Below are 25,254 nucleotides of genomic sequence, written 5' to 3'. Positions count from 1 at the left end.
ATTGTTAGTTCATGTTTAAAAAACACCCATACAGAACCGCTTTTTATAGACAAAATCAGTGTTTTTCAGTATAACTATAGTCATTAATGTCGTTTAAAAACAGGCAGTAAAAGCATCCCTTAGTATTAAAAAGAGATGCCCTGATAAACTTATGATTATAAAAGGCCCTACATTATGACTTTGCTCTGGATACCCTTGTTATCCTTAATTGGCAGTGTTATTTCTGCATGCACAGGTAAGTTATCCCGCAATTTAAGCACTAGTTTAACGGCTCTTGCGCCTTTAACGGCTTTGGGAATAACTTTATACCATGCACCTGCAGTTTTAGCGGGCGAAACCATTCGTTACTCTTTCGCTTGGATCCCGTCAATAGGGCTCGACCTATCTCTGCGGTTAGACGGCCTCAGTTTATTGTTTATGTTTATGATTTTAGGCATAGGCTTGCTCGTTATCCTCTACACGCGTTACTACCTCAGTGCCAACGACTCAATGGCTAAGTTATATAGTTATATAATGCTGTTTATGACCGCAATGCTTGGCATTGTTATGTCTAACAATGTTATTCAGCTGTGGTTGTTTTGGGAATTAACGAGCATCAGCTCATTTTTATTAATTAGTTTTTGGTGGCATAAGTCTGAAGCGCGAAAGGGTGCTCGTATGGCTCTTGCCGTAACAGGCGCGGGCGGCTTAGCGTTACTTGCAGGCTTAATGCTATTAGGTGATATTGTTGGTAGTTATGACCTAGATGTTATCCTAGCGAGTAAAGCAATAATTCAATCTCACGATTTATACGAAGTAGCATTAGTATTGGTGCTATTGGGTGCGTTTACTAAATCGGCACAATTTCCATTTCATTTTTGGCTTCCTCATGCAATGGCCGCGCCTACGCCAGTGAGCGCGTATTTACATTCTGCAACCATGGTAAAAGCCGGTATATTTTTATTAGCACGTTTTCATCCTGCCTTAGCTGGCACCGATACGTGGTTCTTACTTGTTGGGTTAACAGGTTTAGCTACGCTGTTGTTTGGTGCTTATATAGCATTATTCAAACACGATTTAAAAGGATTGTTAGCTTACTCAACAATAAGCCATTTGGGTTTAATAACGCTATTACTTGGGCTTGATACTGAGCTTGCGACTGTTGCTGCTATATTTCATATAATTAACCATGCAACGTTTAAAGCGTCGTTATTTATGGCCGTTGGTATTATCGATCATGAAACAGGCACGCGCGATATGCGTAAATTAAATGGTATGTGGCGATACTTACCATACACTGCAACGCTTGCAATGGTCGCGGCGGCTGCAATGGCAGGGGTTCCATTACTTAATGGTTTCTTGTCTAAAGAGATGTTTTTTGCAGAAACGCTGCATCAGCAAGTGCTTGGTTCTATGTCGTGGTTAATTCCAGTACTGGCAACGGTTGCAGGCGCATTAGCTGTTGCGTACTCCGCACGCTTTATTCATGACGTGTTCTTTAATGGTGAGCCAATCGATCTACCTCGCACGCCGCACGAACCGCCACGTTATATGCGGGTACCAATAGAAATATTAGTTGTGATTTGTTTACTAGTGGGTATGTTCCCACACTTTACAATTGATGGCATTTTATCTGCGGCGTCTTTAGCTGTACTTGGAAAAGAAATGCCAGTTTACGAATTGGCTATTTGGCACGGGTTTAACTTGCCTCTATTAATGAGTGCAATGGCGATTGCTGGCGGTTTATTTATTTATATTAATCGTAAATATCTATTTCAGTTTCAAGCGTCATTACCACCTTTAAATGCTAAAAAAACCTTTGAACGTGTAATTTTAAGTGTTGTTGCTTGGTGTCAGTCAAAGGTAAGCAGTATCGAAAATGGATCGCTGCAGCGCTACCTAGTAATTATGTTAGCGGTAGTCTTACTGTGTGCCGGTTGGCCATTATTTGAAATGCAACAACTTGCTGGCAGCATGCCACTTACCCCTGTTGATGTGCACAATGCAATTGGTGCGGGCTTATTGATTATTGGTGCTCTTGCTACCGTTATTTGGCATCGCTCTCGAATGGTATCGTTGTTAATGCTCTCAATCGTAGGGTTAATGGTATCGGTTGTATTCACACGCTTTTCTGCTCCTGATTTAGCACTTACACAGTTAACTGTTGAGGTTGTTACTATTATTTTACTTATGCTGGCATTGTTTTTCTTACCCCAGCATACGCCAAAAGAATCAAGTTCATTACGCGTACTTCGAGATTTAGGAATTGCCTCTACGTTAGGTGTAGTTATAGCGAGTATTTGTTATGCATTACTTACACGTCCATTAGATTCAATCTCAGACTTCTTTATTGCTAACGCTAAAATTGGTGGCGGTGGTACTAATGTAGTTAACGTTATTTTAGTCGACTTTAGGGGCTTTGATACGCTTGGTGAAATTACCGTATTAGGCATTGCCGCATTAGGTATATTTAAAGTACTTTCTCGAATCCCATTATTTATGCCAGCAAGTGACAGCGAAGGGCGCCCATGGGCACGAGAGCGCCATCCAATCTTACTGGCGAGTATTTCACAAAGTTTATTACCGCTTGCGTTATTGGTTTCTGCATATATTTTCTTACGCGGACATAACTTACCTGGCGGTGGCTTTATTGCTGGACTGGTAACGTCAATCGCGTTTATTTTGCAATACATGGCGCATGGTACAGCATGGATAAACGGACGTTTTGATGTTAATTATCGTAAAATCATAGCTTCAGGCATTGGTATTTCACTGTTTACAGGTGTGGGTAGCTGGTTCTTTGATAAGCCATTTTTAACAACTTGGTTTGACTACTTTGATATTCCGTTTGTCGGTAAAACAGAGCTTGCCAGCGCGATTGCATTTGACCTAGGTGTTTACTTAACGGTTGTAGGCGCTACGCTAATGATTTTGGCAAGCTTAGGTAATATGACGGCAGATACCCAGAAAAAAGAGGTAAATATTTAATGGAATTATTGTACGCATCTTGCGTTGGAGTATTGGTCAGTTGCGGTGTGTTTTTACTGCTAAGAGCTCGTACGTTCCCTGTAGTACTTGGGCTTACTATGATTTCATATGCTGTTAACTTATTTTTGTTTTCAGCAGGTCGTCTTACTATTAATAAAGCGGTAGTGCTTGGTACTGGTATAGAATACGCCGATCCGTTACCTCAAGCTTTAGTGCTTACAGCTATTGTTATTGGTTTTGCGATGACCGCATTCGTGGTTATTTTGGCAATACGTGGACGCGCCGATTTAGGTAGCGACCATGTTGATGGTTATGTGCCTAACACCTCGGCAGATAATAAGGAGCAAAAATGATCCAACATTTAGCTTCACTCCCTATTTTATTACCTATGCTGACGGCCGTTATTTTACTGCTACCGCCATGTGGTAAAAGCGTTAAAATTCGCCGCTTAGTTTCAATTGTAATGGCAATAGCTACTTTTGCCATTAGTGTGCTTTTACTTGTACATATTAATAATACGGGTATTAACGTTTACGCTATTGGTAATTGGTCTGCGCCATTTGGAATAGTCTTAGTAGCCGATATGTTGTCTACCTTATTGGTTACGTTAACTTCATTTTTAGGTTTGGGCGCTATTTTATATGGTAGTGCTGGCGATGATGAAAAAGGCAGCTTTTATCACCCACTTGTTCACTTTCTGATATTAGGTGTAAATGGCGCGTTTTTAACTGGCGATTTATTTAATCTATTTGTATTTTTTGAAGTGCTACTGATTGCATCTTATGCATTGTTAATGCACGCAGGTGATAAACAAAATACTCGTGCGGCATTGCAATATGTAATATTGAATTTAGTTGGCTCAAGCGTATTTTTAATCGGTTTGGGTATTTTGTACGGTGTGCTTGGTACGCTTAATATTGCAGATATGACGCAAAAGGTATCACTACTTACAGGTGATGATGTATATCTAGCAAAAGCAGGTGGCTTACTACTATTAATAGTATTTGCTTTAAAAGGCGCACTATTACCTCTGCATTTATGGCTTCCAAATACTTACGCAAGTGCTAAACCTGTGGTTGCTGCATTGTTTGCGATTATGACCAAAGTAGGCGTTTACGCTATGCTTCGTGTTTATACGGTGATATTTGGTGAACAAGCCGGAGCGCTTGAACACATGGCGCAGCCTTGGCTTTGGGGCTTAGCAATTGCGACCATTATAGTAGGTGCTATTGGTGTGATGGCAGCACAAGACTTACGTAAACTCACCTCTAACTTAGTATTAGTATCGGTAGGTACGCTGGTTGCGCTAATAGCATTGCAAAATGTAAATGCCACTGCTGCACTTTTATATTATTTAGTGCATTCAACACTTGTTAGTGCCGCACTATTTTTACTAGCAGACTTAGTTTCAATCCAGCGCGGTAAAGTTGGCGATAGACTAGTAGCAGGTCGCTCTGTAAAACAGCCACTTTTATTAGGTGTGTGCTTTATTATTGCGTCTTTAACGGTAGTTGGTATGCCACCACTGTCAGGCTTTGTAGGTAAAATTTGGATACTTAAAGCGACGTTAAACAGTGAGCAAGCTTTACTATTTTGGCCAGTATATTTAGTAACAAGTTTTGCGTTGTTAGTAGCGCTTTCGCGCGCTGGCACAACTTTGTTCTGGGAGCATAGAAGCAAAAATAGCGAAAATGCCGATTGTGCAAGTGCACACCCGTTGCAGGTAACTGTAATTATAGCTTTACTTGCATGTTCGCCATTGCTCGTTATTTTGGGCGGACCAATAAGTGAATATATGCTAAATGCTGCTACTCAGTTACATGATCTAAGCGGCGGTATTAATGCTGTACTTAAAGGAGGCATGTGATGAGATTACAAGCCCGTTTTCGTTGGTTACCAACGCCATTTCGTAGCTTATTTTTGTTTATGGTTTGGTTATTGTTAAACAATAGCGTATCGGTAGGGCACTTAGTATTAGCGACTATTTTTGCGATACTTATCCCTATATTAAGTTTTTCGTTTCGAGACCCTCAGCCACTGATTTTAAAGCCAGGCTTGGCGCTTAAGCAGTTACTTATAGTGCTGTACGACATTGTTGTTGCAAATTTACAAGTGGCTTTACTTATACTTGGGCCATCAAAAAAATTGCGTCCGGCCTTTATAAAAGTTCCTATAGATTTAACACACGACATGCCAATTACTATATTGGCCAGTTGTGTATCGCTTACACCTGGTACTGTGAGTGCAGAGGTTTATCCAATTGCTGAGTCGTTACCTGAAGGTGAAGAGCCAACGCAACGCTACTTATTAATACATGTGCTTGACCTTAAAGATGAAGAAGCACTTATCAAACAAATAAAACAACGCTACGAAGCTCCACTAAAGGAGATATTTCAATGTTAGACACCGTATTACTCATTGTTTTTTCGATGATTGGCTTATCATTATTGCTTAATTTATGGCGATTAATCATCGGTCCGTCAGTGCCTGACCGTGTTTTAGCGCTCGATACTATGTACATTAACGTCATCGCACTGATTATTTTATACAGCATTAGTATGGATACAGGGCTTTATTTTGAAGCTGCACTGCTTATTGCCATGCTCGGCTTTATAAGTACGGTTGCAGTGTGTAAGTATTTACTACGTGGCGATATAATTGAATAAGGTGAAAACATGATCAGCGAATGGGTTGTATCAATATTATTGTTATTTGGTGGTACGTTTATTTTAATTGGCTCAATAGGTTTAATTAAACTACCTGACTTTTTTATGCGTTTGCATGGACCAACTAAAGCAACCACGTTAGGCATGGCGAGTATGTTAATTGCGGCTATGGTTTATTTTGCAAGTTCAGAGCATGGCCTAAGTGTTAAAGAAATACTCATTACTATATTTTTACTAATTACAGCACCGATTAGTGGTTACATGCTAATAAAGTCAGCTATTCATCATAAGCTAAAAGCCAAAGAAGGCACTAAAGGCCTAGATAATGTAGAAGACGACTAACGCAAAAATTAATTTATAAAAGGCCGAATAAATTCATTTTATTCGGCCTTTTTAATGATTGCTTGTACCCTTTACAATACAAATTATTCATGTGACTATAAATCCATTATTTATATGAAAGGATATTATTATGGGTAAGGTACTACTTTTATCATTGCTAATTTTTTCTAGTAGTTTATATGCTGAACAAAATACTAAGCAGCAAAAAATAGATGAACTCATTAAAGTAATGAATTTAGATTCAATGGTTGATTCTATGTACGGCCAGGTTGAAGGTATGATGAAAGGCATGTCAGACCAAATGGGTGTTAAGCCTTCTGAGCAAGCTATTTTTGATAAGTACTACGGCGACATGACGACGGTATTAAAAACCGAAATGAGCTGGGCTAAAATGCAGCCAATGATGGTCAATGTTTACGACAAGCATTTTAGTGAGCAAGAGATTGCCGATATGTTAGCGTTTTATAAAACAGATACAGGGCAAAAAATACTTGAAAAAATGCCTGTTGTAATGCAAGAGTCTATGCAAATGTCGCAAGGCCTAATACAAGATGCAATGCCAAAAATTCAAGCGATAGCAGGCAAGCTAAGTGAAGAGCTAAAAGCCTCACGCGAGCAAGCGAACTAAAGGTCGTCGATTTTTTATTAAATTTAAAGTATTAAAGAGCAACAGGCTCTAATGCTTTTACCTCTCTTATTTAAGCGCTCTAGCCAGAGCGCTTTTACTTTTTCGCTAAATCAGTTTCAGAAAATTTAAATTATGCTTTAATGCTCCTCTCTATTGACCTATGTGTTGCACCTAGGTTTATTATGAAGCTATTGAAACACGACGGAGCTAAATTATGTATGTTAAACAACTCGCCAAGTTAATGGGCGTGACTGCCGATACTGTTCGTCATTACACACGTGTTGGGTTACTTCATCCAATACGCAGTGAAGGAAATGGCTATCAAGAATATACAAAGCAAGACCAGCAGCGTTTAAAGTTTATTATTAGCTCTCGTCAACTTGGTTTTTCACTCAAAGATATTCAACACATTATAGGCGAGTCAGAGCAGGGGAATTGTCCTTGTCCGTTAACGCGTAAACTCATTACTAAACGCCTAGAAGAAACCGAAGCACTATTTCAAGAAACATTAAAGTTACGAAACAGAATGCATGCAGCTCTGGCGCAATGGGATACATCAGCCGATGGTGCAAATGCCAGTGACGTATGTAGTTTAATAGAATCTTTTGTTGATCCAATAAACGATTCTGCAAATAAGGAGCAGCGTAATGACGACTAATACAAAAGACACCGCGCAAAACTTTATTATTGAAGGTGCTAATTGCGGCAGTTGTGTGGCTAAAATTGAAAAAGCCCTTAATAGCGTGCAAGGCGCGCAAAACGTGGAAATGAACTTTGCTGAGCGTACAGTACGTGTAGAAGGTAAAGCCCGCGAAAGCACGCTTATTAAAGCAGTCGAAAACATTGGTTATTCAGCTAAGCCAATGAGTAATGAGTCTGATCAATATGCACTTGATGAAAAAGCAAAGTCGGACGAGGCACATTACAAAAAGCTAATGCGTAATATGATATTAGCGTTAGGAGTCGGTGCACCGTTAATGATATACGGGCTTATTTTTGATATGAGTGTGACCACCGACACACAACGAATAGCCTGGTTTTTAGTGGGTATAGTCACGCTTGTGGTTATGGCTATATCAGGTAAGCAATTTTACAACGGTGCTTGGCAGGCATTTAAAAACCATGCTGCCAATATGGATACATTAATAGCGCTTGGTACAGGTACTGCGTGGTTGTATTCAATGTTCGTAGTAATAGCACCAAACTTATTACCACAAGTCGCAAGACACGTATATTTTGAAGCATCATCGATGATCATCGGTTTAATTAGTTTAGGGCTCGCTTTTGAAGTAAAAGCACGTGGGCGCACCTCACAAGCAATTAAACGCTTAATTGGCCTGCAACCAAAAACTGCACGCGTAATTCGCGATGCTCAAGAGCAAGACATCGACATTAGTGATGTTGTAAAAAATGATGAAGTACGCGTACGCCCAGGTGAAAAAATCCCTGTGGATGGCGAAGTTATTGAAGGCAGCAGTACGGTTGATGAGTCAATGCTTACTGGTGAGCCAATGGCTGTAAGCAAAAAAACGGGCGATAAAGTCGTTGCCGGAAGTATTAATAAAAGTGGCACTTTATTATTTAAAGCCACGCACATTGGTAGCGAAACCACACTTGCCAATATTATCAATATGGTAAAGCGTGCACAAAACTCAAAGCCATCAATAGGGCGCTTAGCTGATGTTATATCAGGAATATTTGTACCAACAGTCATGATTATTGCGGTGCTTGCAGGCCTTGCATGGTTAAACTTCGGACCTGAGCCATCAATTGCTTATGCCGTTGTTGCGGTTACCACTGTACTTATTATTGCTTGTCCTTGTGCGCTAGGACTCGCAACCCCTATGTCGGTTATGGTGGGTATTGGTAAAGCTGCAGAGTCAGGAATATTAATTCGAAATGGTGAGTCGCTGCAAACAACATCTAAAATCACCACCATGATTTTAGATAAAACAGGCACTATTACTCAAGGCACACCGCAAGTTACCGATGTAGTTACCTTTAATAACAGTGATGAAAATACAGTAATGCAACTGGCCGCAAGCCTTGAAAGTAGCTCAGAGCATCCACTGGCCCAAGCAATTACGGCACACGCTAAAAAGAAAGGCTTAACATTAAGTAAAGTAGCCGACTTTGATGCAATTACAGGTAAAGGTGTAGCCGGCAGTGTTGACGGGCAAACATTATTGTTTGGCAATAAAGCGCTAATGGATAAATACAATGTGGCCGTTGATGATGCCACCGAGCAAGCTCAAACACTTGCCAGTGATGCTAAAACGCCCATGTATTTTGCAAGTAATAATAAGCTCCACGCTATTATTGCAGTAGCCGATCCAATTAAAGAGGATTCAGTTGAAGCTATTAAACGCCTGCAAGATAAAGGTATCCACCTAGTTATGCTAACAGGTGACAACAAAGCCACTGCACAAGCCGTTGCTAAACAAGTTGGTATTGATGACTTTATTGCAGAAGTAATGCCCGATGACAAAGTAAACGAAGTAACAAAACGCCAAGCAAATGGTGAAATAGTGGGTATGACAGGTGACGGTATTAACGATGCTCCCGCACTTGCACAAGCCGACGTAGGATTTGCAATTGGTACAGGTACCGATGTTGCAATAGAAAGTGCAGACATTACCTTAATGCGTGGTTCGTTACATGGCCTTGCTGATGCAATTGCAGTGAGTAATGCAACTATTTCAAATATTAAACAAAACCTATTTGGTGCCTTTATTTATAACGTGGCGGGTATTCCGATTGCAGCCGGCGTGTTGTATCCATTTTTTGGCATCCTACTTAACCCTGTTGTTGCAGGTGCAACTATGGCACTTTCATCGCTTACAGTGGTAAGTAACGCTAATCGCTTACGTTTTTTCAAACCAAATAAATCGTAATTTAAGCTAAGGAGTACATTATGTTGATGATTAATATAGGTGGTGCACTGTTAATAGGTGCAATTATTTATTGGTTTTGGCTATACAAACCAGAGCAAACACAAAGTGATGACAACAAAGAAACAATAGTCGTTGATAACGGTGTTTATAAGCCAGGACACATTAAAGTGGCAGCCAACAAAGAGGTTGTACTTACCTTTGATAGAAAAGACAGCGCGCCGTGCGCCGAAACAGTGGTATTTCCACAGCTTGATATAAGTAAAACGCTGGCAATGGGTGATGGCAATACGGTTAAACTACATGCGCTTGAAGCCGGTGAGTATGACTTTCATTGCCAAATGCAAATGTACAAAGGCAAGCTAGTTGCTCAGTAATCTGAGCTAAGTAGGTGTTGGGGTCGTATAATTGTCTTATATAAGCTGTATAAATAGATGAGTAGGAGTCGTTATACTAAATGAATAAACTAAACCCTAAAAAATTATTGAATAGTAAATGGACCGCAATACCTGCTATAAATAAAGAAAAACACTTCATTATTGTTGAGGTGGAATTTGATGAAGACGGCAATGTAATTGAATGTATTACTGAGGCTGTTATGTCAAAAAATCAATATCCAATTAGTTGGCGAGATTTAAAAGATAACCAAAAGTGGCTGCAAGGGTGGAAGTAGTTTAAATCTATATAATTTACTTCACTCCAATAGCTGGCACATTTGCAGATAGCTGGCACACGATGTAGGTTTGTTTAACTCAAGCGAACCTATACTTTACAGCGCATTAAATTATGAGTTTAATGCTACAACTTAGCTTTAGCATTGAAACCTTCCTAAATAAATTCGCCATTTGGCAACAAAACAGTTAATTTCAAAATATCTTTCCAAAATTTTTATAATAAATTTCAAAAACAATATAACTTACTGACTATAAATAAATTAATTATTTAATAGCCGGAAATAAATCCTATGTAATTTCCATGTTCATATTTAGTTTATTTTGAAGGCTAACCTAAACGCCCCCTTATTGGCTTTTTAGCAAAAGTGTGTCTTTTTAATTAAACTTAACCAATTGATTTATAATGATTTATTATTTTTAGTTAAATGACTGTTGCTAAATAGCAACAATAACACCTCCCCAAATTAAGCTTTTCTCGCTTTATATCATTTAACTCGTTGTTTTTAAGCAATAAATAAAAAGTGGCACCGAAGTTGTAATACCTAGAGTGTATTAAGCAAAACGTGATGAAAGCCAAAGGCCTTAATCGCAACAACCCAATGAAGGAATACTATTATGAAAACATTTCAATCAACATTAGTACTAATGGCGCTAGCTTCTTCATCAGCGGCTTTTGCAGCAACAGATTTTGATACGCTAGACGTAGATGGTAATGGCGCAATCAGCCAAGCCGAAGCTTCAGTAGATGCTGAGCTTTTAAGCAAATTTGAAGAACTCGATACAAACCAAGATGGTGAGCTATCTGAAGATGAGTTTTCTAAGGCCTAAAATTAAAGCCTTAAGCAGTTAATGCTCTGTGATGTTATCTAAATTCTGAGTTGCCAAAGACAACCTAAGTAGGCAAGGGAGCCTACTAAAAAGAATAACCAGGAAGTGACTAGAGAGCACTATAGAGCAAATTTATTTAGGACACCGCATACTTTTGAAGGATTAAATTATGAAAAAGCTACAATCAACATTTGTACTTATGGCTATTGTTTCTTCGTCAGTAGTATTTGCAAACACAGACTTTGAAACACTCGACGCAGACGACAACGCTTCAATTAGTCGCTCTGAAGAATCGGCGCAAGTGATAGAGCAATTTGACGAGCTGAATGTTCAAAGTAGCGGTGGTCCGACAGAAAATGATTTTTTTGAATATTAATTTATAGACACTTTACTCCTAAAGGATCTTTGAAAAGGACTTCTTACCCCTAATCAGGCCCAAAGCCTAAGGAAACGATTATGAAAACATTACATAAAACTCTAGCTCTTGTAGCCCTAGCTTCTTCTTCAGCGGCGTTTGCTGCGGTAGATTTTGATTCTTTTGATACAGATGGCGACGGCGTAATTAGTAAAACAGAAGCCCAAGTAAACTCGCAACTAGTACAGCTTTTTGATCAATTAGATACAGATGGAAATGGCGAGTTATCTAAAGAAGAGTTTTCGAAGGTTCAGTAATATGCTCTATGTAGAACCTTACCAGTCATACTCACAAAGCAGCTAAGTAATTAATACTTAGCTGCTTTTTTGTGCATTTAATTTAATATATTACTATTTAGTCACCAAAGTAGTGCAAAAGTTGAGTTTGAATAGTGTCAAGTTACTGATTATTAATTTATTTTATTGTTGGTTTTAAACTTGCAAATCTATTTATAACTTAGGTCAATGAGTATTTAAAATGGCGCGGATGAGTTATATCAGTAGTGTTGAGCGCTACCACGAATATGAGCATGTAATACACAGTTTACTTGAATCTATTTTAATGAGTATTGAGGACGGATTAACTAAAGAGCGTGATACCCGCTATCTGATTAAGCAGTACCCATTTTTAGAATTACAATATTGTTTAAATGCAGAAGGTTTGCAGCAGGGTAATAACGTCTGCTTTAAACGCGCATACAGCAAAAAATTAGGTGAAAGTGGTAATCAACAAGATTTAAGCGAGCGACCCTATTTTTTGAACGCTAAAGCAAGTGATAAAGTGTGCTTTACTGATCCCTATATTTCTATAGCGACTAACCATTTATGTATATCGGCGATTAAAGAGCTAAAAAAACCAATTAATAATCAACATTACTTGGTCGTTGATGTGAGCTTAACGCAGCTTATTGAGTTTGTAATGGGTGATACTGCGCGCGCTAATATGTCGCCTTACTTCAAGGCGGGTTACGGTATTATTGTGGCGTGCTTATTTTGCTTAGTATTATTTTTACTAAATATCGTTTTTAGTGATATATACGCGCTATTAACTCATGTAGATACCTCATCAGACCCACTTGAACCCTTTAGTATCATTATTTACATCACCTTGGCATTGGCAGTATTTGATTTAGGTAAAACAATACTCGAAGAAGAAATCCTGATGCATAAGGATATTTTTAGGCACTCGTCTACGCGGCGCACTATTACACGGTTTATCTCTACTGTGTTGATTGCTATATCAATTGAGGCGCTGTTAACTATGTTTAAAGCGGCTTTGGGGCAATCGGAGTATTTAATGCCTGCCATAGCGATGATGCTGGCAGTAGTAGGGCTTTTAATTGCACTGGCTATTTATGTTTATTTAGGGGCAAAGGCCGAAACGCTATTAATGCGCGCTCGTTTAAAACAAAAATCCTCCAAGTAGGAGGATTTTATATTACATAACTATTTAATAGCTATTTATTGCTTATCTTGCGCGCGTTTGGCTTTAAAGTCAGACTCGCTCGTCCATTTTGGCCAATCGCCATTATTTGCAAGCTGTGTGGCTATATCAACAATAAGATCTATATCTTGCTTAACACCACCCAACGACCAATCAGCTGAGTAGTCGTCTGCTTCTTTATGGTATTTATGCGCAATGTACTCAGGGTCGGTATCGCCCAGACTCATAAATAATAAACTAGGCACGCCTTGCTTAGAAAGCGAGAAATGATCAGATCTAAAAAATAAGCCATTTTGCGGGCGAGGATCCATTTTAACAACACGGCCTTGTGATTTTGCAGCCTTTGCTAAATAGTTTTCCATTGTCGATAAATCTTTACCGTATTGTAAAATGTAGTCAGTGCCATCAAGCACGTTCATGCCATCAATATTTAATAAACCGACCATTTGTTTTGTAGGTACAACTGCACCCGATGCAAACTCTTCAGAACCAATTAACCCTGTTTCTTCTGCTGTAAAGTTAGCAAAAATAATTGAGCGTTTAAATGGTTTTTGCTTGTTCATTTCGCTCATTATACGTGCTATTTCAAGCGTGGCTGCAGTGCCTGAAGCGTTATCTACTGCGCCATTATAAATCTTAGGGCCAGTATCAGTTTGTTTAGTACCAAAGTGGTCCCAGTGAGCGCTGATAACAACGTATTCGTCAGGTGATTCGCTACCTGTAATTTGTGCAACTACGTTATGCGATTTGGCATGTGATACTTCGTTTTTAAAGGCTAGGTTTGCTTTTAAGTTAAGTGGCATCGCTTTAAAGTCATCATTTAATGCTGCTTGTTTTAAATCTTGGTAGTTAAGCTTTGCGGCGTTAAACATTTTCTCAGTCGCATCAAGTGTTAGCCAGCCCATAACCGGTAATTTAGACGCGTTTAAATTGTTATCCATTAACGTGTATTTAGTGCCGGTGTTTGAACTTTCAACTACGCCCCAAGGATATGCCGCAGGTGCTGCTTCATGAACAATAAATACAGCCTTTGCACCTTGGCGAGCGGCTTCTTCATATTTATAAGTCCAACGACCGTAGTAGGTCATTGCATTACCAGTAAAAAGGGCGTCGTTTTGAGTAGCAAAGCCTGGATCGTTAACTAGCACAACCACTGTTTTACCAGTTACATCAATATTTTTATAGTCATTCCAGTTATATTCTGGTGCATTAATACCATAGCCCGCAAATACAACGTCAGAATTGCGTACATCAATTAATGGCTGAAGTTGCTCGGTACGTGCGGTAAAGTCTTTACCTGATTCAAAGCTTAAATCACCTACCTTTAACTCCATATCCTGATTAGCTGTCACCATTGCCATTTTTACAGGCTGTAAGTATTTACCTTTATAAGCACCGGTTAAACCCAGCGCTTTATATTGCTCGCTTAAGTAGCCTACGGTTTTTACTTCACCATGAGTAAGCGGGCCTCGGCCTTCAAAGTCATCAGAGGCTAGCGTTTTAATATGCTGTTTAATATTGCTAAGGCTTACACCTGCTGTATTTTCTAATGGGGTTTGTTCGCTTGCAGGCTCTGAGCAGCCAAAGAGTGCAACTAGCAGGCTTAGGCTAGCGCTTTTTAAAAGAGTAGATGCCATAGTTTTCATATCGTTATTTAATTAGGCTTTCAATATAAAGGAAGCACCGCAGTGATGTCGAATTTTTATAGAGAACTTTTCATTCAATTGCAGATTGATTTTATAAGGCGTAGTAATGAGCGACAATGTAATAGGCATACAATGAGCCAATGTAAATATCTGTCCGAGTCATTAGTTTTTTAGCTAAATATAAAGCTTAAATACAATACTTAATACTTGGCACTAAAAGCAAAAAACCAGCATTAGCTGGTTTTTTTGCATAGGTTGCAGTTAGCTTTATGCGTCTGCAAGTTTTACGCGGATCTTACTTTTATCAACAGTAGATTGGTTAAGTGCAGTAATTGCGCTTTTACTTTCTATGTCGTTTGGCATTTCTACAAAGGCAAAACCTTTAGATTGGCCAGTTTCTTTATCAAGTACCAAGTTACAAGTAGTCACTTTACCGTGCTCTGCAAATAAAGTACGAAGCTCATGCTCAGTGGTAGCACGAGACAAGTTACGAACTAATAGTTTCATAATGAACCTAAATAATTATGTCAGTATTAATTATCTCAAGTAACTCAGGTTTAACCTAATTTTATTTTAAAACAAATATAAATAAACACTCTATAGAAATAATTTTTTGTATCACTATGAAAATAATAGATTTTATAATTAAATTTAAAATATCAGTAAATTGGTAATGTTAATTGGTAATTGAATTGTGGTTATTTGTACAATAAATTGGTAAATTCATATTTAATTAACTTACTATTAACCGCAGAACTACTCATGTCTAAATATACCCTTAAACCCTGTAATACAGTTACAGCTATACTTCTATCTTGTTTAGTTACTGGTTGTGGCAGCTCAGGCTCTGATCCTACGGTGCAAAATAATGAAGCGATTTCTTCACAAACTCATGCAACAATTGGTGGTAACACTCTAGGTGAAGTTATTAGCGATAGTAATGATGCAATAACAGGCTCGTTAACTATTACGGATCAACAATCAGGTGAAGCTGCTTTTGTAGCACAAGAAAATAGCGCTACAAGCTATGGTTTTTTTAGCTTAAATGCTGGTGGAGATTGGTCATACACACTTGACGATTTAAACGCTTCAATAACATCTTTAAGTGAAAGTGAAACACTACAAGATACAATAACAGTAAACTCTGTAGATGGTACTAGCGCACAAATTATCATAACAATTGTAGGTGCACCAATAGCTCAAGCTGATGGCTTTGAGAAAATATCACACGTTTTATTGCGATCAGATGGCGTTAATTCGGGGCTTGACGCATACAAGCTTATTGAAAATGCCTTCGGCGAAGGGTCAATTGAATCTCCAGACTTATACGCTGGCAATCATCAAAGTGTTGTCCATATTCTTAAAGATACCGATACGATAATTGGTAACCATTTTGTCTTTTTAGCTCACCGAGATGATGACCAAGATAAAGACAAAGGCGTAAGTGATAGACAACGTAACGAAATAAAAACCTACGATAAATCCCCACAAGAAACACTGGCGTTTGAGGGTGAGACATTTCAATATAGCTGGAAATTTAAAGTAAGCAGCGAGCTTGAGCTTACGAGTAAGTTTAGCCATTTTTTTCAAATAAAAGCCCGAAATGACAGCAACGATAATACTAATGGCAACGACGACCAGCCTATTATTACGCTCTCTGGGGCTCAAAAAAACAGTACAGGTAATCAGCTGCAAGTGCGATATAGCGCAGGCTTTGACGAAAACGGTAACAGTAACAGCACAGGGCTTGATAAAAACCTCATTGAAACCGACTGGTCACTCATTACAGATGAATGGGTCGAGGTATTTGTACAAGCTACATTTAGTGAAAATGGCAAGTTTGATATGACGTTAACGCGCTTAAGCGATAATGCAGAGATATTTAATATAAGCGAGCAAAACATAGATATGTGGCGCGGCTTTAGTGATGCTGATTTTGCTCGTCCTAAGTGGGGAATATACCGCTCAATTGTTGAAACCGACAGCCTTCGCGCTGATGAAGAACGTGTTAGGTTTGCTGATTTTTCTATTACAAAAGGTAAGATAGCGCAGTAGCTATTTTATCAATTAGCATGAAAAAGCCGTTAATGATTATGCATCATTAACGGCTTTTTTAATTTTTTGATAAAAGTGATTATTTCACTTCTTTACCCGCTGCTTGTTGATCAGCATGGTAGCTTGAACGTACAAACGGGCCAGAAGCCGCGTGAGTAAAGCCAATTTCGTCAGCATACGCTTTTAAGCCGTCAAACTCTACTGGTGGCACGTAGCGCTTAACCGGTAAGTGATGCTTAGAAGGTTGTAGGTACTGGCCTACAGTTAGCATGTCAACGTTGTGAGCACGTAAATCGCGAAGTACTTCTTCAATTTCGCTAATTTCTTCACCTAAACCAACCATTAAACCTGATTTAGTTTTTACTTCTGGGTGAGCTTCTTTAAAGCGACGAAGTAACTCTAATGACCATTTATAGTCAGCACCTGGACGAGCTAGCTTGTACAAACGTGGCGCAGTTTCAAGATTGTGGTTAAACACATCTGGTGGCGTCTCGATTAGTATCTCTAGTGCGCGGTCCATTCGGCCACGAAAATCAGGTACTAAAATTTCGATAGTAATAGTTGGATTATGTTTACGAATCTCGCGAATACAATCGGCAAAATGCTGTGCACCACCATCACGTAAATCATCACGGTCAACTGAAGTGATTACAACGTAGCTTAGCTTCATATCTTTAATAGTAAGTGCTAGCTTTTCAGGTTCAGTGGCATCAGGTTTTAATGGGCGACCATGAGCAACATCACAAAATGGGCAACGACGAGTACAAATTGCACCTAAAATCATAAAGGTAGCTGTACCGTGGTTAAAACATTCAGATAGGTTAGGGCACGAAGCTTCTTCACATACCGAGTGTAAGCCATGCTTACGTAGCGCTTTTTTAATACCGTCAATACGATCGGTTGATTTAGGTAAGCGAATTTTTAACCATTCTGGCTTACGCAACATTTCAGTTTTTTCTGTAGGTAAAACTTTTACTGGGATCAACGCCATTTTTTCTGCGTCGCGTAGTTTTACACCTGGTTCCATTTTGACTGGTTTATTCATTCGTTTTCAAACCCTTCAGTATGCTTAACCTGTGTTGCATTAAGCTTCTTGATCATGTGTTTCACCAATCCTTCACCCGCACTTTCTAGGTTTTGAGGACCATCTAATTCTTTAGTTTGCACCATATTCATGCCCGCATAACCACATGGGTTAATGCGTAAAAATGGACTTAGGTCCATGTTAACATTTAATGCTAAGCCATGAAACGAGCAACCTCGACGAACCCTTAAACCAAGGGATGCAATTTTACTGTCATTAACGTATACACCTGGTGCATCAGCTTTAGCATAAGCTTCAATACCATACTCGGCGAGTGATTCAATAATGCACTCTTCAAGCCAAGTAACCAGTTCACGTACACCAATCTTTAAACGACGTAGATTAAATAATACATACATCATTTGCTGGCCAGGGCCGTGGTAAGTTACTTGCCCGCCACGGTCAACTTTAATCACCTCAATATCGCCAGGAGCTAGTAAGTGTTCGTCCTTACCAGCCTGACCTTGGGTGAATACACTCTCGTGCTCTACAAGCCAAATTTCATCTGGCGTATTTTCATCACGGGTGTCGGTAAAGTCCTGCATTTTTTGCCAAATTGGCATATAACGCTGACGACCCAGTTGGCGTACGATCAAAGTGTTTTCGTTCACAACAAATCTCAACTATGGATTAAAGCATGTGGCGTACGTCATCAATATTGCTGATCACGTTGTAAATTTCTTCAATGTGTTTGCCACTAGTAACTGTTGCTACAAGGCTTACTGACTCGTAATTACCTTTGCTGCTTGGTTTTACTTTAGGGGCGTAATCGCCAGGTGCTATTGGTTGTAACTTAGCTAAAATTTGATCAGTTAAGTTTACGTTAGCTAAACCCATTATTCTGAATGTAAATGGGCAAGGGTACTCTAGGTACTCATCAAATTTAGTATCTTTAACAGGTTGAACCACGACGGTGACTCCTCATACAAAAGTGTGGACTCTATGCAAGCTTGAAGCTTAATACAGATAGGCAATTAGCAGTCTTGCTTATATGGGGCGCATTCTAACATTTTTCAAGCAAAAAAAAACGCCTCACAGTGGAGACGTTTAAATTAGTTACCTAGTTAATAGGGGAGATATAAATTACTGCATGATCTGTAAGCGTAAGTAATCATAAATTTTGCTAAAGAAGCTGCCTTCTTCCACTTCTTCAAGTGTAACTAGTGGGTATTGAGCAATATCTTCGCCCTCTAGTTGTAAGAATAACGTACCTACTTTAGTACCTTTAGCAAGTGGTGCTTCAAGCGTATTATCTAGCTCAAAGTTAGCTTTAAGGTTTTTATGCTGACCACGTGGGATAGTAATTGGTGTATCTTCTAAAATACCTAAAGATACGTTCTCTTTGTTACCCATCCAAATACGTTGTTCTGCAAAGCTATCGCCTGCTTTGTACGGAGTAATTGTTTCATAAAAACGGAAACCATAGTTAAGTAGCTTTTTACTTTCTACTTTACGAGCTCGTTCGCTTGAGGTACCCATAACAACAGCAATTAAACGCATATCGTTTTTAGTTGCTGAGGTAACTAGGCTGTAACCAGCTTCTGATGTATGCCCTGTTTTAATGCCGTCAACATCTAAGCTTTCATCCCATAATAATGAGTTACGGTTATATTGCTTAATGCCGTTGTAAGTAAACGATTTTTGCTTATAAAGTGCATATTCATCTGGCACATCACGAATAAGAGCAGCACCAAGTGTCGCCATATCGCGTGGAGTTGTGAAGTGCTCGTCAGTATCAAGGCCGTGGCTGTTGATAAAGTGACTGTTGCTCATACCTAATTTAGCAGCATGGGCATTCATTAAATCAGCAAATGCACTTTCGCTTCCAGCAATATGCTCAGCCATTGCTACACATGCATCATTACCTGATTGAATAATAATACCGTGGTTAAGCTCATCAACACTAATTTGTTTACCTACTTCAATAAACATCTTTGAAGATTCTGGAAAGTTTTTAGCCCATGCTTTTTCGCTTACCGTTACCATATCGGTAGTGGCAATATTACCTGCTTTAATTTCAGTACCAATTACATAACTGGTCATCATTTTAGTTAAACTTGCAGGTGCTAGCTGTGTATCGGCTTCACCTTCAGCAATAACTTTACCTGTTGTAAAGTCGACTAAAAAATAACCTTTCGCATTAACTTGAGGTGGTGCCGGAATAATTTGGGCGCTGGCTGAGAATACGGCGGCTGTACAAACTAGGCCGCATACACCTTTGAGGATTTTATATTTAATAGATTTCATCATACTCATTAATGGTTAAAGTTAAAGATTCGCGTTACGCCATTTTATACCCAAACCACCCCAAGATGCGAGCATCCTGGGGTAGTTTGGGTATTAGTCTTACTGAGTGTAAAGCAAGAACGCGTTTTGAAATTGATTTTCTTTTAATTTTTTTAATACTTCGTTTGCATGAGGGGTATCTTTTATTGGCCCTAAATGCAGTCTGTAAATATCGTCTTTTTGCACAATATTTGTTGGTAATTTGTATTGCTCTCGCAATGTGCTGGCAAGTGCTTCAATATTAGCAAGTGTACTACCTGCAGCTACCTGAATATAGGTTTGACGCGCAGTTGCGCCCGCAAGCGTAACGGCCTCTAGCTTAACCTTTGCTGTACCATGGGTGTAGTAGCCAAGCTTATAAGCGGCTGCGTACGAAAGATCAATTATTCTATCGTCATGAAATGGGCCACGGTCGTTCACGCGTACGATTACCGATTTACCATTTGCTGTATTGGTTACTTTAACAAAGCTAGGTAGTGGCAGCGTTTTATGCGCTGCGGTCATGGCAAACATATCATACGTTTCACCATTTGAGGTGTGATAACCATGAAATTTACGACCATACCAAGAGGCAATGCCTTCCTCACTATAACCCGTCTCATCAAGCATGGGCGAATAGCTTTTACCAAGCACTGTGTATGGGCGGCTAGCGCTAGCACTTTTAGTGGTTTCAGTAACTATAGCGTCTTGCATCTCAAGTGTAGTAGGGGCTCTAAGTGGTGCTGCATCGTGGCGCATGCTATAGCGACTACCAGAGCCACTGCTACAAGCACTTAAAAGTAAAATTAATAATGTAGTAAATATAAGCTGATTAGTGTGTCGCATTATTTTAAAAGCATCCTTTTATCTGTCGCGATTGACATAATAATGCCAAATCCTGCCATTAACGTCACCATCGATGTACCACCATAACTAATCAGTGGTAAAGGTACGCCTACAACAGGTAATAAACCCGATACCATGCCTATGTTTACAAATACGTACACAAAGAAGGTGAGGGTGAGTGCGCCTGCGAGCAATTTACCAAATGCATCTTGTGCATTAACAGCAATGTATAAACCACGGCCAATAATAAATAAGTACAGGCTAAGTAAAACACATACGCCGAATAAGCCAAATTCTTCGCTTAAAACCGAAAATATAAAGTCGGTATGGCGCTCTGGCAAAAACTCTAATTGCGATTGTGTACCAAGCAACCAGCCTTTACCTTCTATGCCGCCTGATCCAATAGCAATTTTCGATTGAATAATATGATAACCCGAACCAAGCGGATCGCTCTCAGGATCTAAAAAGGTGAGTACACGTTGTTTTTGATAATCGTGCATACCGTAGTGCCAAAATGGCCATGCAGCAAGCGCTACAATCGAGCTTAAAAACCCTATTAAACGCCAACTCAACCCAGACAAAAATAATACAAATATACCTGAGCTTGCAATAAGTATAGCGGTACCTAAGTCGGGTTGTTCTTTAATTAATAATGTAGGGAGCATTACAATCATAAAACCAATAATTAAATGTAGCGGGCGAGGTGGTAAGTGGTTTCTACCTATATACCAAGCTACCATCATCGGGACAGCCAACTTCATTAATTCTGCAGGTTGAAACCGTGTCACCCCTAAATTGAGCCAACGCTGCGCGCCTTTTGAGCTTACACCAAATAAAAGTACACCGACTAGCATTAATAACCCAACACAATAAAGTGGGATCACTAACCGCTTTAACGTGGCAGGCGAAAACTGGGCTAAAACAATCATAGCAACAATCGCACCGCCCATGCGGGTCATGTGCCTAATCATCATAGAAGACTCTTGCCCGCTTGCGCTGTAAACAACCATTATGCTGCCAGCCATCATTATAAGTAGTGCAATAAGCAGCGGTAGGTCTAGGTGCATACGCATCCAAATAGAGCGTTTATCGTGCAAAGCGGTCATGGTGTCTCGTTCCTTGCAAGATTAACAGGGTTGGCTGCAAAGTAGTAATCCATAAGTTGGCGAGCTATTTGAATGCCGCCGTGGTTGTTTTCTAACACAACAGAAACCACAATTTTAGGATCGCTATAAGGTGCAAAGCCAACATAAATTGTATTATCGCGTTGGCGCTCTTTAAGAGATTTTGCATCGTAGCGTTCACCTTGGGCAATACTAACTACTTGCGCGGTACCGGTTTTACCAGCCGAGTCGTAGTTAGTCCCTTTAAATGCTTTGTGGGCTGTGCCTGATATTTTTTGTACTGTATTATGCATTGCATCTAACGATACCTGCCAATGGCGCGGATCTTTTAAAATAACAGGGGGTTTTTCTTCGTTGTTAATTTGCGTTATGTCGTTATCTTTTTTTATCACTTGCACCAAATGAGGGGGATGATTAATACCACGATTAACTAATATGTTAGTTGCATTTGCAATTTGAATAGGTGTGGCAGTCCAGTAACCTTGGCCAATGCCTACCGAAATAGTATCACCGCGCCACCAAGACTCTTTAAAGCGTCCTTCTTTCCATTCTTTTGAAGGTAGAATAGCCGTAGTTTCTTCGTGAATATCAATACCTGACAAATCACCGTAGCCAAAACGGGCCATAAAATCGCTTATTTTAGTAATGCCTAATCGATAAGCCGCATCGTAAAAATAGGTATCACACGACTCTTCAATCGCTTTATATACATCTACATGACCATGGCCCCAACGTTTCCAATCTCGCCATTTATGTTCAACATTTGGAATTTGAAAAAAGCCAGGATCCCACATTGATGTTGACTCATTTACTATATTTTCTTCAAGCGCTAATACTGCCATTAAAGGCTTTACAGTAGAGGCCGGCGCATAACGACCTTGCGTAGTACGGTTTATTAATGGCCGGTCTTGGTTAAGCAGCGCTTTATAATTTTTGCTGCTAATGCCGTGTACAAATAAGTTTGGATCGTAACTTGGGTTTGAATAAAGTGCCAGCACGCCGCCATCTTTGGCGTCCATAACTACAACAGCGCCGCGCATATCTTTAAGCGCGTGTTGTGCTATTTGTTGCAAGCCAACGTCTAAAGTCAGTACTAAGTCGCTACCTGGTTGCGGTTGGGTCATGCTCAGGGTGCGTATTACACGGCCACGGTTATTAACTTCTACCCGTTGTGAGCCTACTTTACCGTGCAGTGTTTCTTCGTAATATTTCTCTATGCCGAGTTTGCCAATATCATGTGTGGCGCGGTAATTGGTTGCACGGTCTTCTTGTTCTAATTGGTTTAGCTCTTTTCTATTAAGCTTGGCAACGTAACCGAGCGCATGCGTTAGTGTGTCGCCAAATGAGTAGTAGCGTGCAAGGCGTGCCTCAATGCTAAAACCAGGGAATTTATGTTGATTAACCGAAAACTTCGCCACTTCTGTTTCGTCTAAGCGGGCTTTTAATACTTGTGATTTAAAACGACGGGTGTGTCTTATATCTTTTAAAAAGTCTTGTTTGTCTTGCTCTGTAATCGCAATTATTTTACTTATTTGATCAAGCGATTCGTCAAGGTCGTCTACCTCTTCGGGGATGACCTCAAGGTTGTAAACAGGTTTGTTTTCTGCAAGTAGCACACCGTTACGGTCGTAAATTAAACCACGGTTGGGTGCAATAGGAATAACTTTAATGCGGTTATCGTTGGAGCGGGTTTGGTAGTCTTGGTGATCTTCGACCTGAATAGTATAAAGATTAGAAAGCAATACTGCGACTAATCCTAATACAAAAACAAAACCCACGAATGCTCGCCTAGCAAATAAGTTTGCTTCTGCGGAGTGGTCACGAATAGTGGGTCTATGTTTTAGCATGGCAAGGGGTTACTCGCGATGATAAGGATGGTTGTTATTTAAGCTCCAGCCTCGGTAAAGGCTCTCTGCAACAATTATACGCACCAAAGGATGCGGCAATGTTAAATTAGATAACGACCATTTTTGCTCAGACGCTGCAATACACTCTGGAGCAAGTCCTTCAGGTCCGCCAATAAGTAAACTTACATCGCGGCCATCGAGTTGCCATTTTTCCATATTTTTAGCAAGTTGGTGAGTATCCAGTGCTTTCCCTGTTACCTCTAACGTTACAATACGATTGCCTTTTGGAATAGCTGCTAATGTTTTTTCACCTTCAATGTGTAAAATACGCTTTATATCTGCATTTTTACCACGTTTACCGGCTGGAATTTCGATTAACTCTAGCGCCATATCTTTAGGGAAACGGCGCTGATATTCTGCAAATCCCGTTTCTACCCATGCTGGCATTTTAGTACCAACAGCAATCATTTGTATTTTCACGTATTACTTCCAAGCATTGTCTAAAATGAGTGAGCGTTTAGCCCCACAGTTTTTCTAGATCGTAATAGCTACGTGCTTCGTTTTGCATCACGTGTACAACCACATCACCTAAATCAACCAGTGCCCATTCGCCGTCGCCTTCACCTTCATAACCTAGTGGCTCTGAATCTGCATGACGCGCTTCTTTTGCTAAGTGATCGGCAATTGACTGTACGTGGCGTTTAGAAGTACCAGAACAAATTACCATGTAATCTGTAATATCTGATGTTTCAGTTACGTCAATATGAACGATGTCACGCGCTTTCATATCGTCAATTTTGTCCATAGCAAAGGCGAGTAGTTGTTTTGAATCCAAGGTTTTGTCTCAATTTAAAAATTTAATGGCGCGCATTTTAACACGCTAGGAGTTTTTAAGCATCAATTTGATAGAGCTGATGCACTTCTATGTAATGACTCACTGCGTCGGGCAATAGTTCATTCTTTTTATTACTTTTTTTTAGCTGCTTGCGAATTGTACTTGAGGCTGCATCGAGCATTTCACCCGGTAAAAAATAAAGTTTACCTGCAAGTGAGTGTTTAAGTGTCGCGACTTCGCCAGCATTTGCGTGTTGCATATAGCTTTTGAGCTCACCTTTTACAGTGCAATGTTGAGCAGGGCGCTGGTACACCACAATATGACAAAGCTGCGTTATTGCCTTCCACTCAAACCACTTATCTAGGTTGTTAAATGAGTCCATTCCAATTAAAAATAAAATAGGCGTAGTGGGGTGCTCTTTACGAAGTTCTTGCAAACTAAGTAGTGAATACGATGGACCAGCTCGGTTAAGTTCTCTTAAATCGAGTTCAAAATGAGGATAAGGTGCAATAGCTGCGTTGAGCATATTAATTCGGTGCTGCGTACTAATACCCGGAGCTGCTTTATGTGCAGGTAATGCACAGGGCATAAAATAAAGCGTATCCAAATTAAACGCATTAACGCATTGCTGCGCCATATTTAGATGGCCTAAATGGACGGGGTCGAAAGTGCCACCAAAAATTGCGATCATTTAACAC

28 protein-coding genes are annotated in these 25,254 nt (G+C 39.7%); 16 read left to right on the top strand and 12 right to left on the bottom strand.

Features of this window, described 5'->3' with window-relative positions:
* Positions 1-174: 174 nt before the first annotated feature.
* The 15 genes from H5115_RS12425 to H5115_RS12355 all read left to right on the top strand — a co-directional run bounded on the left by H5115_RS12425 (position 175) and on the right by H5115_RS12355 (position 12,836).
* Positions 175-2,967 (top strand): monovalent cation/H+ antiporter subunit A, encoded by a 2,793-nt coding sequence (locus H5115_RS12425; protein ID WP_182755548.1) that lies wholly within the window; start codon positions 175-177, stop codon positions 2,965-2,967.
* Positions 2,967-3,320, top strand: coding sequence for a Na+/H+ antiporter subunit C (locus tag H5115_RS12420; protein WP_138489411.1), 354 nt, complete (start codon positions 2,967-2,969; stop codon positions 3,318-3,320). The genes H5115_RS12425 and H5115_RS12420 overlap by 1 nt, the downstream gene beginning before the upstream one ends.
* A complete protein-coding gene (locus H5115_RS12415) occupies positions 3,317-4,834 on the top strand; it encodes a monovalent cation/H+ antiporter subunit D (protein ID WP_182755546.1) in 1,518 nt (505 codons plus the stop codon). The genes H5115_RS12420 and H5115_RS12415 overlap by 4 nt, the downstream gene beginning before the upstream one ends.
* Entirely contained in the window at positions 4,834-5,370 is a 537-nt protein-coding gene (locus tag H5115_RS12410; RefSeq protein WP_002958499.1) for a Na+/H+ antiporter subunit E, read from the top strand. Before H5115_RS12415 ends, H5115_RS12410 begins: the two co-directional genes overlap by 1 nt.
* Entirely contained in the window at positions 5,364-5,633 is a 270-nt protein-coding gene (locus tag H5115_RS12405; protein WP_007378493.1) for a K+/H+ antiporter subunit F, read from the top strand. Before H5115_RS12410 ends, H5115_RS12405 begins: the two co-directional genes overlap by 7 nt.
* A gap of 9 nt (positions 5,634-5,642) precedes the next feature.
* Positions 5,643-5,975 carry a Na+/H+ antiporter subunit G gene (locus H5115_RS12400; protein ID WP_002958501.1) on the top strand — a complete coding sequence of 111 codons (333 nt, stop codon included), beginning with the start codon at positions 5,643-5,645 and terminating at the stop codon, positions 5,973-5,975.
* A 130-nt stretch (positions 5,976-6,105) separates the two neighbouring features.
* Entirely contained in the window at positions 6,106-6,603 is a 498-nt protein-coding gene (locus tag H5115_RS12395; RefSeq protein ID WP_182755544.1) for a DUF2059 domain-containing protein, read from the top strand.
* Between the two features lie 214 nt (positions 6,604-6,817).
* The gene (locus H5115_RS12390) at positions 6,818-7,261 is read left to right on the top strand and encodes a MerR family transcriptional regulator (RefSeq protein WP_149602968.1); all 444 of its coding nucleotides are present in this window, start codon (positions 6,818-6,820) and stop codon (positions 7,259-7,261) included.
* A complete protein-coding gene (locus H5115_RS12385) occupies positions 7,251-9,497 on the top strand; it encodes a heavy metal translocating P-type ATPase (RefSeq protein WP_182755542.1) in 2,247 nt (748 codons plus the stop codon). The genes H5115_RS12390 and H5115_RS12385 overlap by 11 nt, the downstream gene beginning before the upstream one ends.
* 20 nt (positions 9,498-9,517) lie before the next feature.
* Positions 9,518-9,871, top strand: a complete 354-nt coding sequence (locus H5115_RS12380) for a cupredoxin domain-containing protein (protein ID WP_182755540.1) — start codon at positions 9,518-9,520, stop codon at positions 9,869-9,871.
* Positions 9,872-9,951: 80 nt separating this feature from the next.
* A complete protein-coding gene (locus H5115_RS12375; protein WP_182755538.1) occupies positions 9,952-10,167 on the top strand; it encodes a TIGR02450 family Trp-rich protein in 216 nt (71 codons plus the stop codon).
* Between the two features lie 616 nt (positions 10,168-10,783).
* Positions 10,784-10,996, top strand: coding sequence for a calmodulin (locus tag H5115_RS12370; protein WP_007585535.1), 213 nt, complete (start codon positions 10,784-10,786; stop codon positions 10,994-10,996).
* A 169-nt stretch (positions 10,997-11,165) separates the two neighbouring features.
* Positions 11,166-11,372, top strand: coding sequence for a hypothetical protein (locus H5115_RS12365; protein WP_024591130.1), 207 nt, complete (start codon positions 11,166-11,168; stop codon positions 11,370-11,372).
* 80 nt (positions 11,373-11,452) lie between these two features.
* Positions 11,453-11,668, top strand: coding sequence for an EF-hand domain-containing protein (locus H5115_RS12360; protein ID WP_024597051.1), 216 nt, complete (start codon positions 11,453-11,455; stop codon positions 11,666-11,668).
* Between the two features lie 220 nt (positions 11,669-11,888).
* On the top strand, positions 11,889-12,836 hold the full coding sequence (locus H5115_RS12355) for a PDC sensor domain-containing protein (protein ID WP_024603579.1): 948 nt from the start codon (positions 11,889-11,891) through the stop codon (positions 12,834-12,836).
* 35 nt (positions 12,837-12,871) lie between these two features.
* Here H5115_RS12355 and H5115_RS12350 read toward each other — a convergent pair whose 3' ends face one another.
* On the bottom strand, positions 12,872-14,491 hold the full coding sequence (locus H5115_RS12350; RefSeq protein WP_182755536.1) for a M28 family metallopeptidase: 1,620 nt from the start codon (positions 14,489-14,491) through the stop codon (positions 12,872-12,874).
* A 276-nt stretch (positions 14,492-14,767) separates the two neighbouring features.
* A complete protein-coding gene (locus H5115_RS12345; protein ID WP_002958513.1) occupies positions 14,768-15,007 on the bottom strand; it encodes an RNA-binding protein in 240 nt (79 codons plus the stop codon).
* Positions 15,008-15,262: 255 nt separating this feature from the next.
* On the opposite strand from H5115_RS12345, the gene H5115_RS12340 reads away from it, so the two are divergent.
* On the top strand, positions 15,263-16,555 hold the full coding sequence (locus H5115_RS12340; RefSeq protein ID WP_182755534.1) for a VCBS domain-containing protein: 1,293 nt from the start codon (positions 15,263-15,265) through the stop codon (positions 16,553-16,555).
* 79 nt (positions 16,556-16,634) lie between these two features.
* Here the strand turns inward: H5115_RS12340 and lipA are convergent, their stop codons facing one another.
* From lipA to nadD, 10 genes are all read right to left on the bottom strand, one after another.
* Positions 16,635-17,600 carry a lipoyl synthase gene (gene lipA, locus H5115_RS12335; RefSeq protein ID WP_002958515.1) on the bottom strand — a complete coding sequence of 322 codons (966 nt, stop codon included), beginning with the start codon at positions 17,598-17,600 and terminating at the stop codon, positions 16,635-16,637.
* Positions 17,597-18,250 (bottom strand): lipoyl(octanoyl) transferase LipB, encoded by a 654-nt coding sequence (gene lipB / locus H5115_RS12330; protein ID WP_010554695.1) that lies wholly within the window; start codon positions 18,248-18,250, stop codon positions 17,597-17,599. Before lipB ends, lipA begins: the two co-directional genes overlap by 4 nt.
* Positions 18,251-18,269: 19 nt before the next feature.
* Positions 18,270-18,548 carry a DUF493 family protein YbeD gene (gene ybeD, locus H5115_RS12325; protein ID WP_002958517.1) on the bottom strand — a complete coding sequence of 93 codons (279 nt, stop codon included), beginning with the start codon at positions 18,546-18,548 and terminating at the stop codon, positions 18,270-18,272.
* Positions 18,549-18,722: 174 nt separating this feature from the next.
* Positions 18,723-19,886: a serine hydrolase gene (locus tag H5115_RS12320; RefSeq protein WP_182755532.1), complete on the bottom strand. Its 1,164-nt coding sequence runs from the start codon at positions 19,884-19,886 to the stop codon at positions 18,723-18,725.
* Between the two features lie 99 nt (positions 19,887-19,985).
* Positions 19,986-20,750 carry a septal ring lytic transglycosylase RlpA family protein gene (locus H5115_RS12315; RefSeq protein ID WP_182755530.1) on the bottom strand — a complete coding sequence of 255 codons (765 nt, stop codon included), beginning with the start codon at positions 20,748-20,750 and terminating at the stop codon, positions 19,986-19,988.
* Complete coding sequence (gene rodA, locus H5115_RS12310) at positions 20,750-21,856, bottom strand: rod shape-determining protein RodA (RefSeq protein WP_002958520.1); 1,107 nt, start codon at positions 21,854-21,856, stop codon at positions 20,750-20,752. Before rodA ends, H5115_RS12315 begins: the two co-directional genes overlap by 1 nt.
* Complete coding sequence (gene mrdA, locus H5115_RS12305) at positions 21,853-23,721, bottom strand: penicillin-binding protein 2 (RefSeq protein ID WP_182755528.1); 1,869 nt, start codon at positions 23,719-23,721, stop codon at positions 21,853-21,855. Before mrdA ends, rodA begins: the two co-directional genes overlap by 4 nt.
* A 9-nt stretch (positions 23,722-23,730) precedes the next feature.
* Positions 23,731-24,201 (bottom strand): 23S rRNA (pseudouridine(1915)-N(3))-methyltransferase RlmH, encoded by a 471-nt coding sequence (rlmH, locus tag H5115_RS12300; RefSeq protein ID WP_002958522.1) that lies wholly within the window; start codon positions 24,199-24,201, stop codon positions 23,731-23,733.
* Between the two features lie 37 nt (positions 24,202-24,238).
* Positions 24,239-24,556 carry a ribosome silencing factor gene (gene rsfS / locus H5115_RS12295; RefSeq protein WP_002958523.1) on the bottom strand — a complete coding sequence of 106 codons (318 nt, stop codon included), beginning with the start codon at positions 24,554-24,556 and terminating at the stop codon, positions 24,239-24,241.
* A 55-nt stretch (positions 24,557-24,611) separates the two neighbouring features.
* The gene (gene nadD / locus H5115_RS12290) at positions 24,612-25,247 is read right to left on the bottom strand and encodes a nicotinate-nucleotide adenylyltransferase (RefSeq protein WP_182755526.1); all 636 of its coding nucleotides are present in this window, start codon (positions 25,245-25,247) and stop codon (positions 24,612-24,614) included.
* Positions 25,248-25,254: the final 7 nt, after the last annotated feature.

Source organism: Pseudoalteromonas sp. SR44-2, assembly GCF_014163745.1.
Taxonomy (GTDB): domain Bacteria; phylum Pseudomonadota; class Gammaproteobacteria; order Enterobacterales; family Alteromonadaceae; genus Pseudoalteromonas; species Pseudoalteromonas distincta.
The sequence above is the reverse complement of the archived record's forward strand: the minus strand, read 5'-3'. Positions and strand labels throughout refer to the sequence as shown.

Excerpts from the sequence above, each read along its gene's own strand:
- H5115_RS12380 (WP_182755540.1), top strand. The coding sequence starts at position 9,518 with ATGTTGATGATTAATATAGGTGGTGCACTGTTAATAGGTGCAATTATT.
- H5115_RS12340 (WP_182755534.1), top strand. The coding sequence starts at position 15,263 with ATGTCTAAATATACCCTTAAACCCTGTAATACAGTTACAGCTATACTT.
- H5115_RS12375 (WP_182755538.1), top strand. The coding sequence starts at position 9,952 with ATGAATAAACTAAACCCTAAAAAATTATTGAATAGTAAATGGACCGCA.
- H5115_RS12425 (WP_182755548.1), top strand. The coding sequence starts at position 175 with ATGACTTTGCTCTGGATACCCTTGTTATCCTTAATTGGCAGTGTTATT.
- H5115_RS12365 (WP_024591130.1), top strand. The coding sequence starts at position 11,166 with ATGAAAAAGCTACAATCAACATTTGTACTTATGGCTATTGTTTCTTCG.
- H5115_RS12385 (WP_182755542.1), top strand. The coding sequence starts at position 7,251 with ATGACGACTAATACAAAAGACACCGCGCAAAACTTTATTATTGAAGGT.
- H5115_RS12350 (WP_182755536.1), bottom strand. The coding sequence starts at position 14,491 with ATGGCATCTACTCTTTTAAAAAGCGCTAGCCTAAGCCTGCTAGTTGCA.
- H5115_RS12315 (WP_182755530.1), bottom strand. The coding sequence starts at position 20,750 with ATGCGACACACTAATCAGCTTATATTTACTACATTATTAATTTTACTT.
- H5115_RS12400 (WP_002958501.1), top strand. The coding sequence starts at position 5,643 with ATGATCAGCGAATGGGTTGTATCAATATTATTGTTATTTGGTGGTACG.
- lipA (WP_002958515.1), bottom strand. The coding sequence starts at position 17,600 with ATGAATAAACCAGTCAAAATGGAACCAGGTGTAAAACTACGCGACGCA.
- H5115_RS12345 (WP_002958513.1), bottom strand. The coding sequence starts at position 15,007 with ATGAAACTATTAGTTCGTAACTTGTCTCGTGCTACCACTGAGCATGAG.
- H5115_RS12390 (WP_149602968.1), top strand. The coding sequence starts at position 6,818 with ATGTATGTTAAACAACTCGCCAAGTTAATGGGCGTGACTGCCGATACT.
- H5115_RS12355 (WP_024603579.1), top strand. The coding sequence starts at position 11,889 with ATGGCGCGGATGAGTTATATCAGTAGTGTTGAGCGCTACCACGAATAT.
- H5115_RS12320 (WP_182755532.1), bottom strand. The coding sequence starts at position 19,886 with ATGAAATCTATTAAATATAAAATCCTCAAAGGTGTATGCGGCCTAGTT.
- H5115_RS12370 (WP_007585535.1), top strand. The coding sequence starts at position 10,784 with ATGAAAACATTTCAATCAACATTAGTACTAATGGCGCTAGCTTCTTCA.
- H5115_RS12420 (WP_138489411.1), top strand. The coding sequence starts at position 2,967 with ATGGAATTATTGTACGCATCTTGCGTTGGAGTATTGGTCAGTTGCGGT.
- mrdA (WP_182755528.1), bottom strand. The coding sequence starts at position 23,721 with ATGCTAAAACATAGACCCACTATTCGTGACCACTCCGCAGAAGCAAAC.
- H5115_RS12360 (WP_024597051.1), top strand. The coding sequence starts at position 11,453 with ATGAAAACATTACATAAAACTCTAGCTCTTGTAGCCCTAGCTTCTTCT.
- nadD (WP_182755526.1), bottom strand. The coding sequence starts at position 25,247 with ATGATCGCAATTTTTGGTGGCACTTTCGACCCCGTCCATTTAGGCCAT.
- H5115_RS12395 (WP_182755544.1), top strand. The coding sequence starts at position 6,106 with ATGGGTAAGGTACTACTTTTATCATTGCTAATTTTTTCTAGTAGTTTA.
- rodA (WP_002958520.1), bottom strand. The coding sequence starts at position 21,856 with ATGACCGCTTTGCACGATAAACGCTCTATTTGGATGCGTATGCACCTA.
- H5115_RS12415 (WP_182755546.1), top strand. The coding sequence starts at position 3,317 with ATGATCCAACATTTAGCTTCACTCCCTATTTTATTACCTATGCTGACG.
- H5115_RS12405 (WP_007378493.1), top strand. The coding sequence starts at position 5,364 with ATGTTAGACACCGTATTACTCATTGTTTTTTCGATGATTGGCTTATCA.
- H5115_RS12410 (WP_002958499.1), top strand. The coding sequence starts at position 4,834 with ATGAGATTACAAGCCCGTTTTCGTTGGTTACCAACGCCATTTCGTAGC.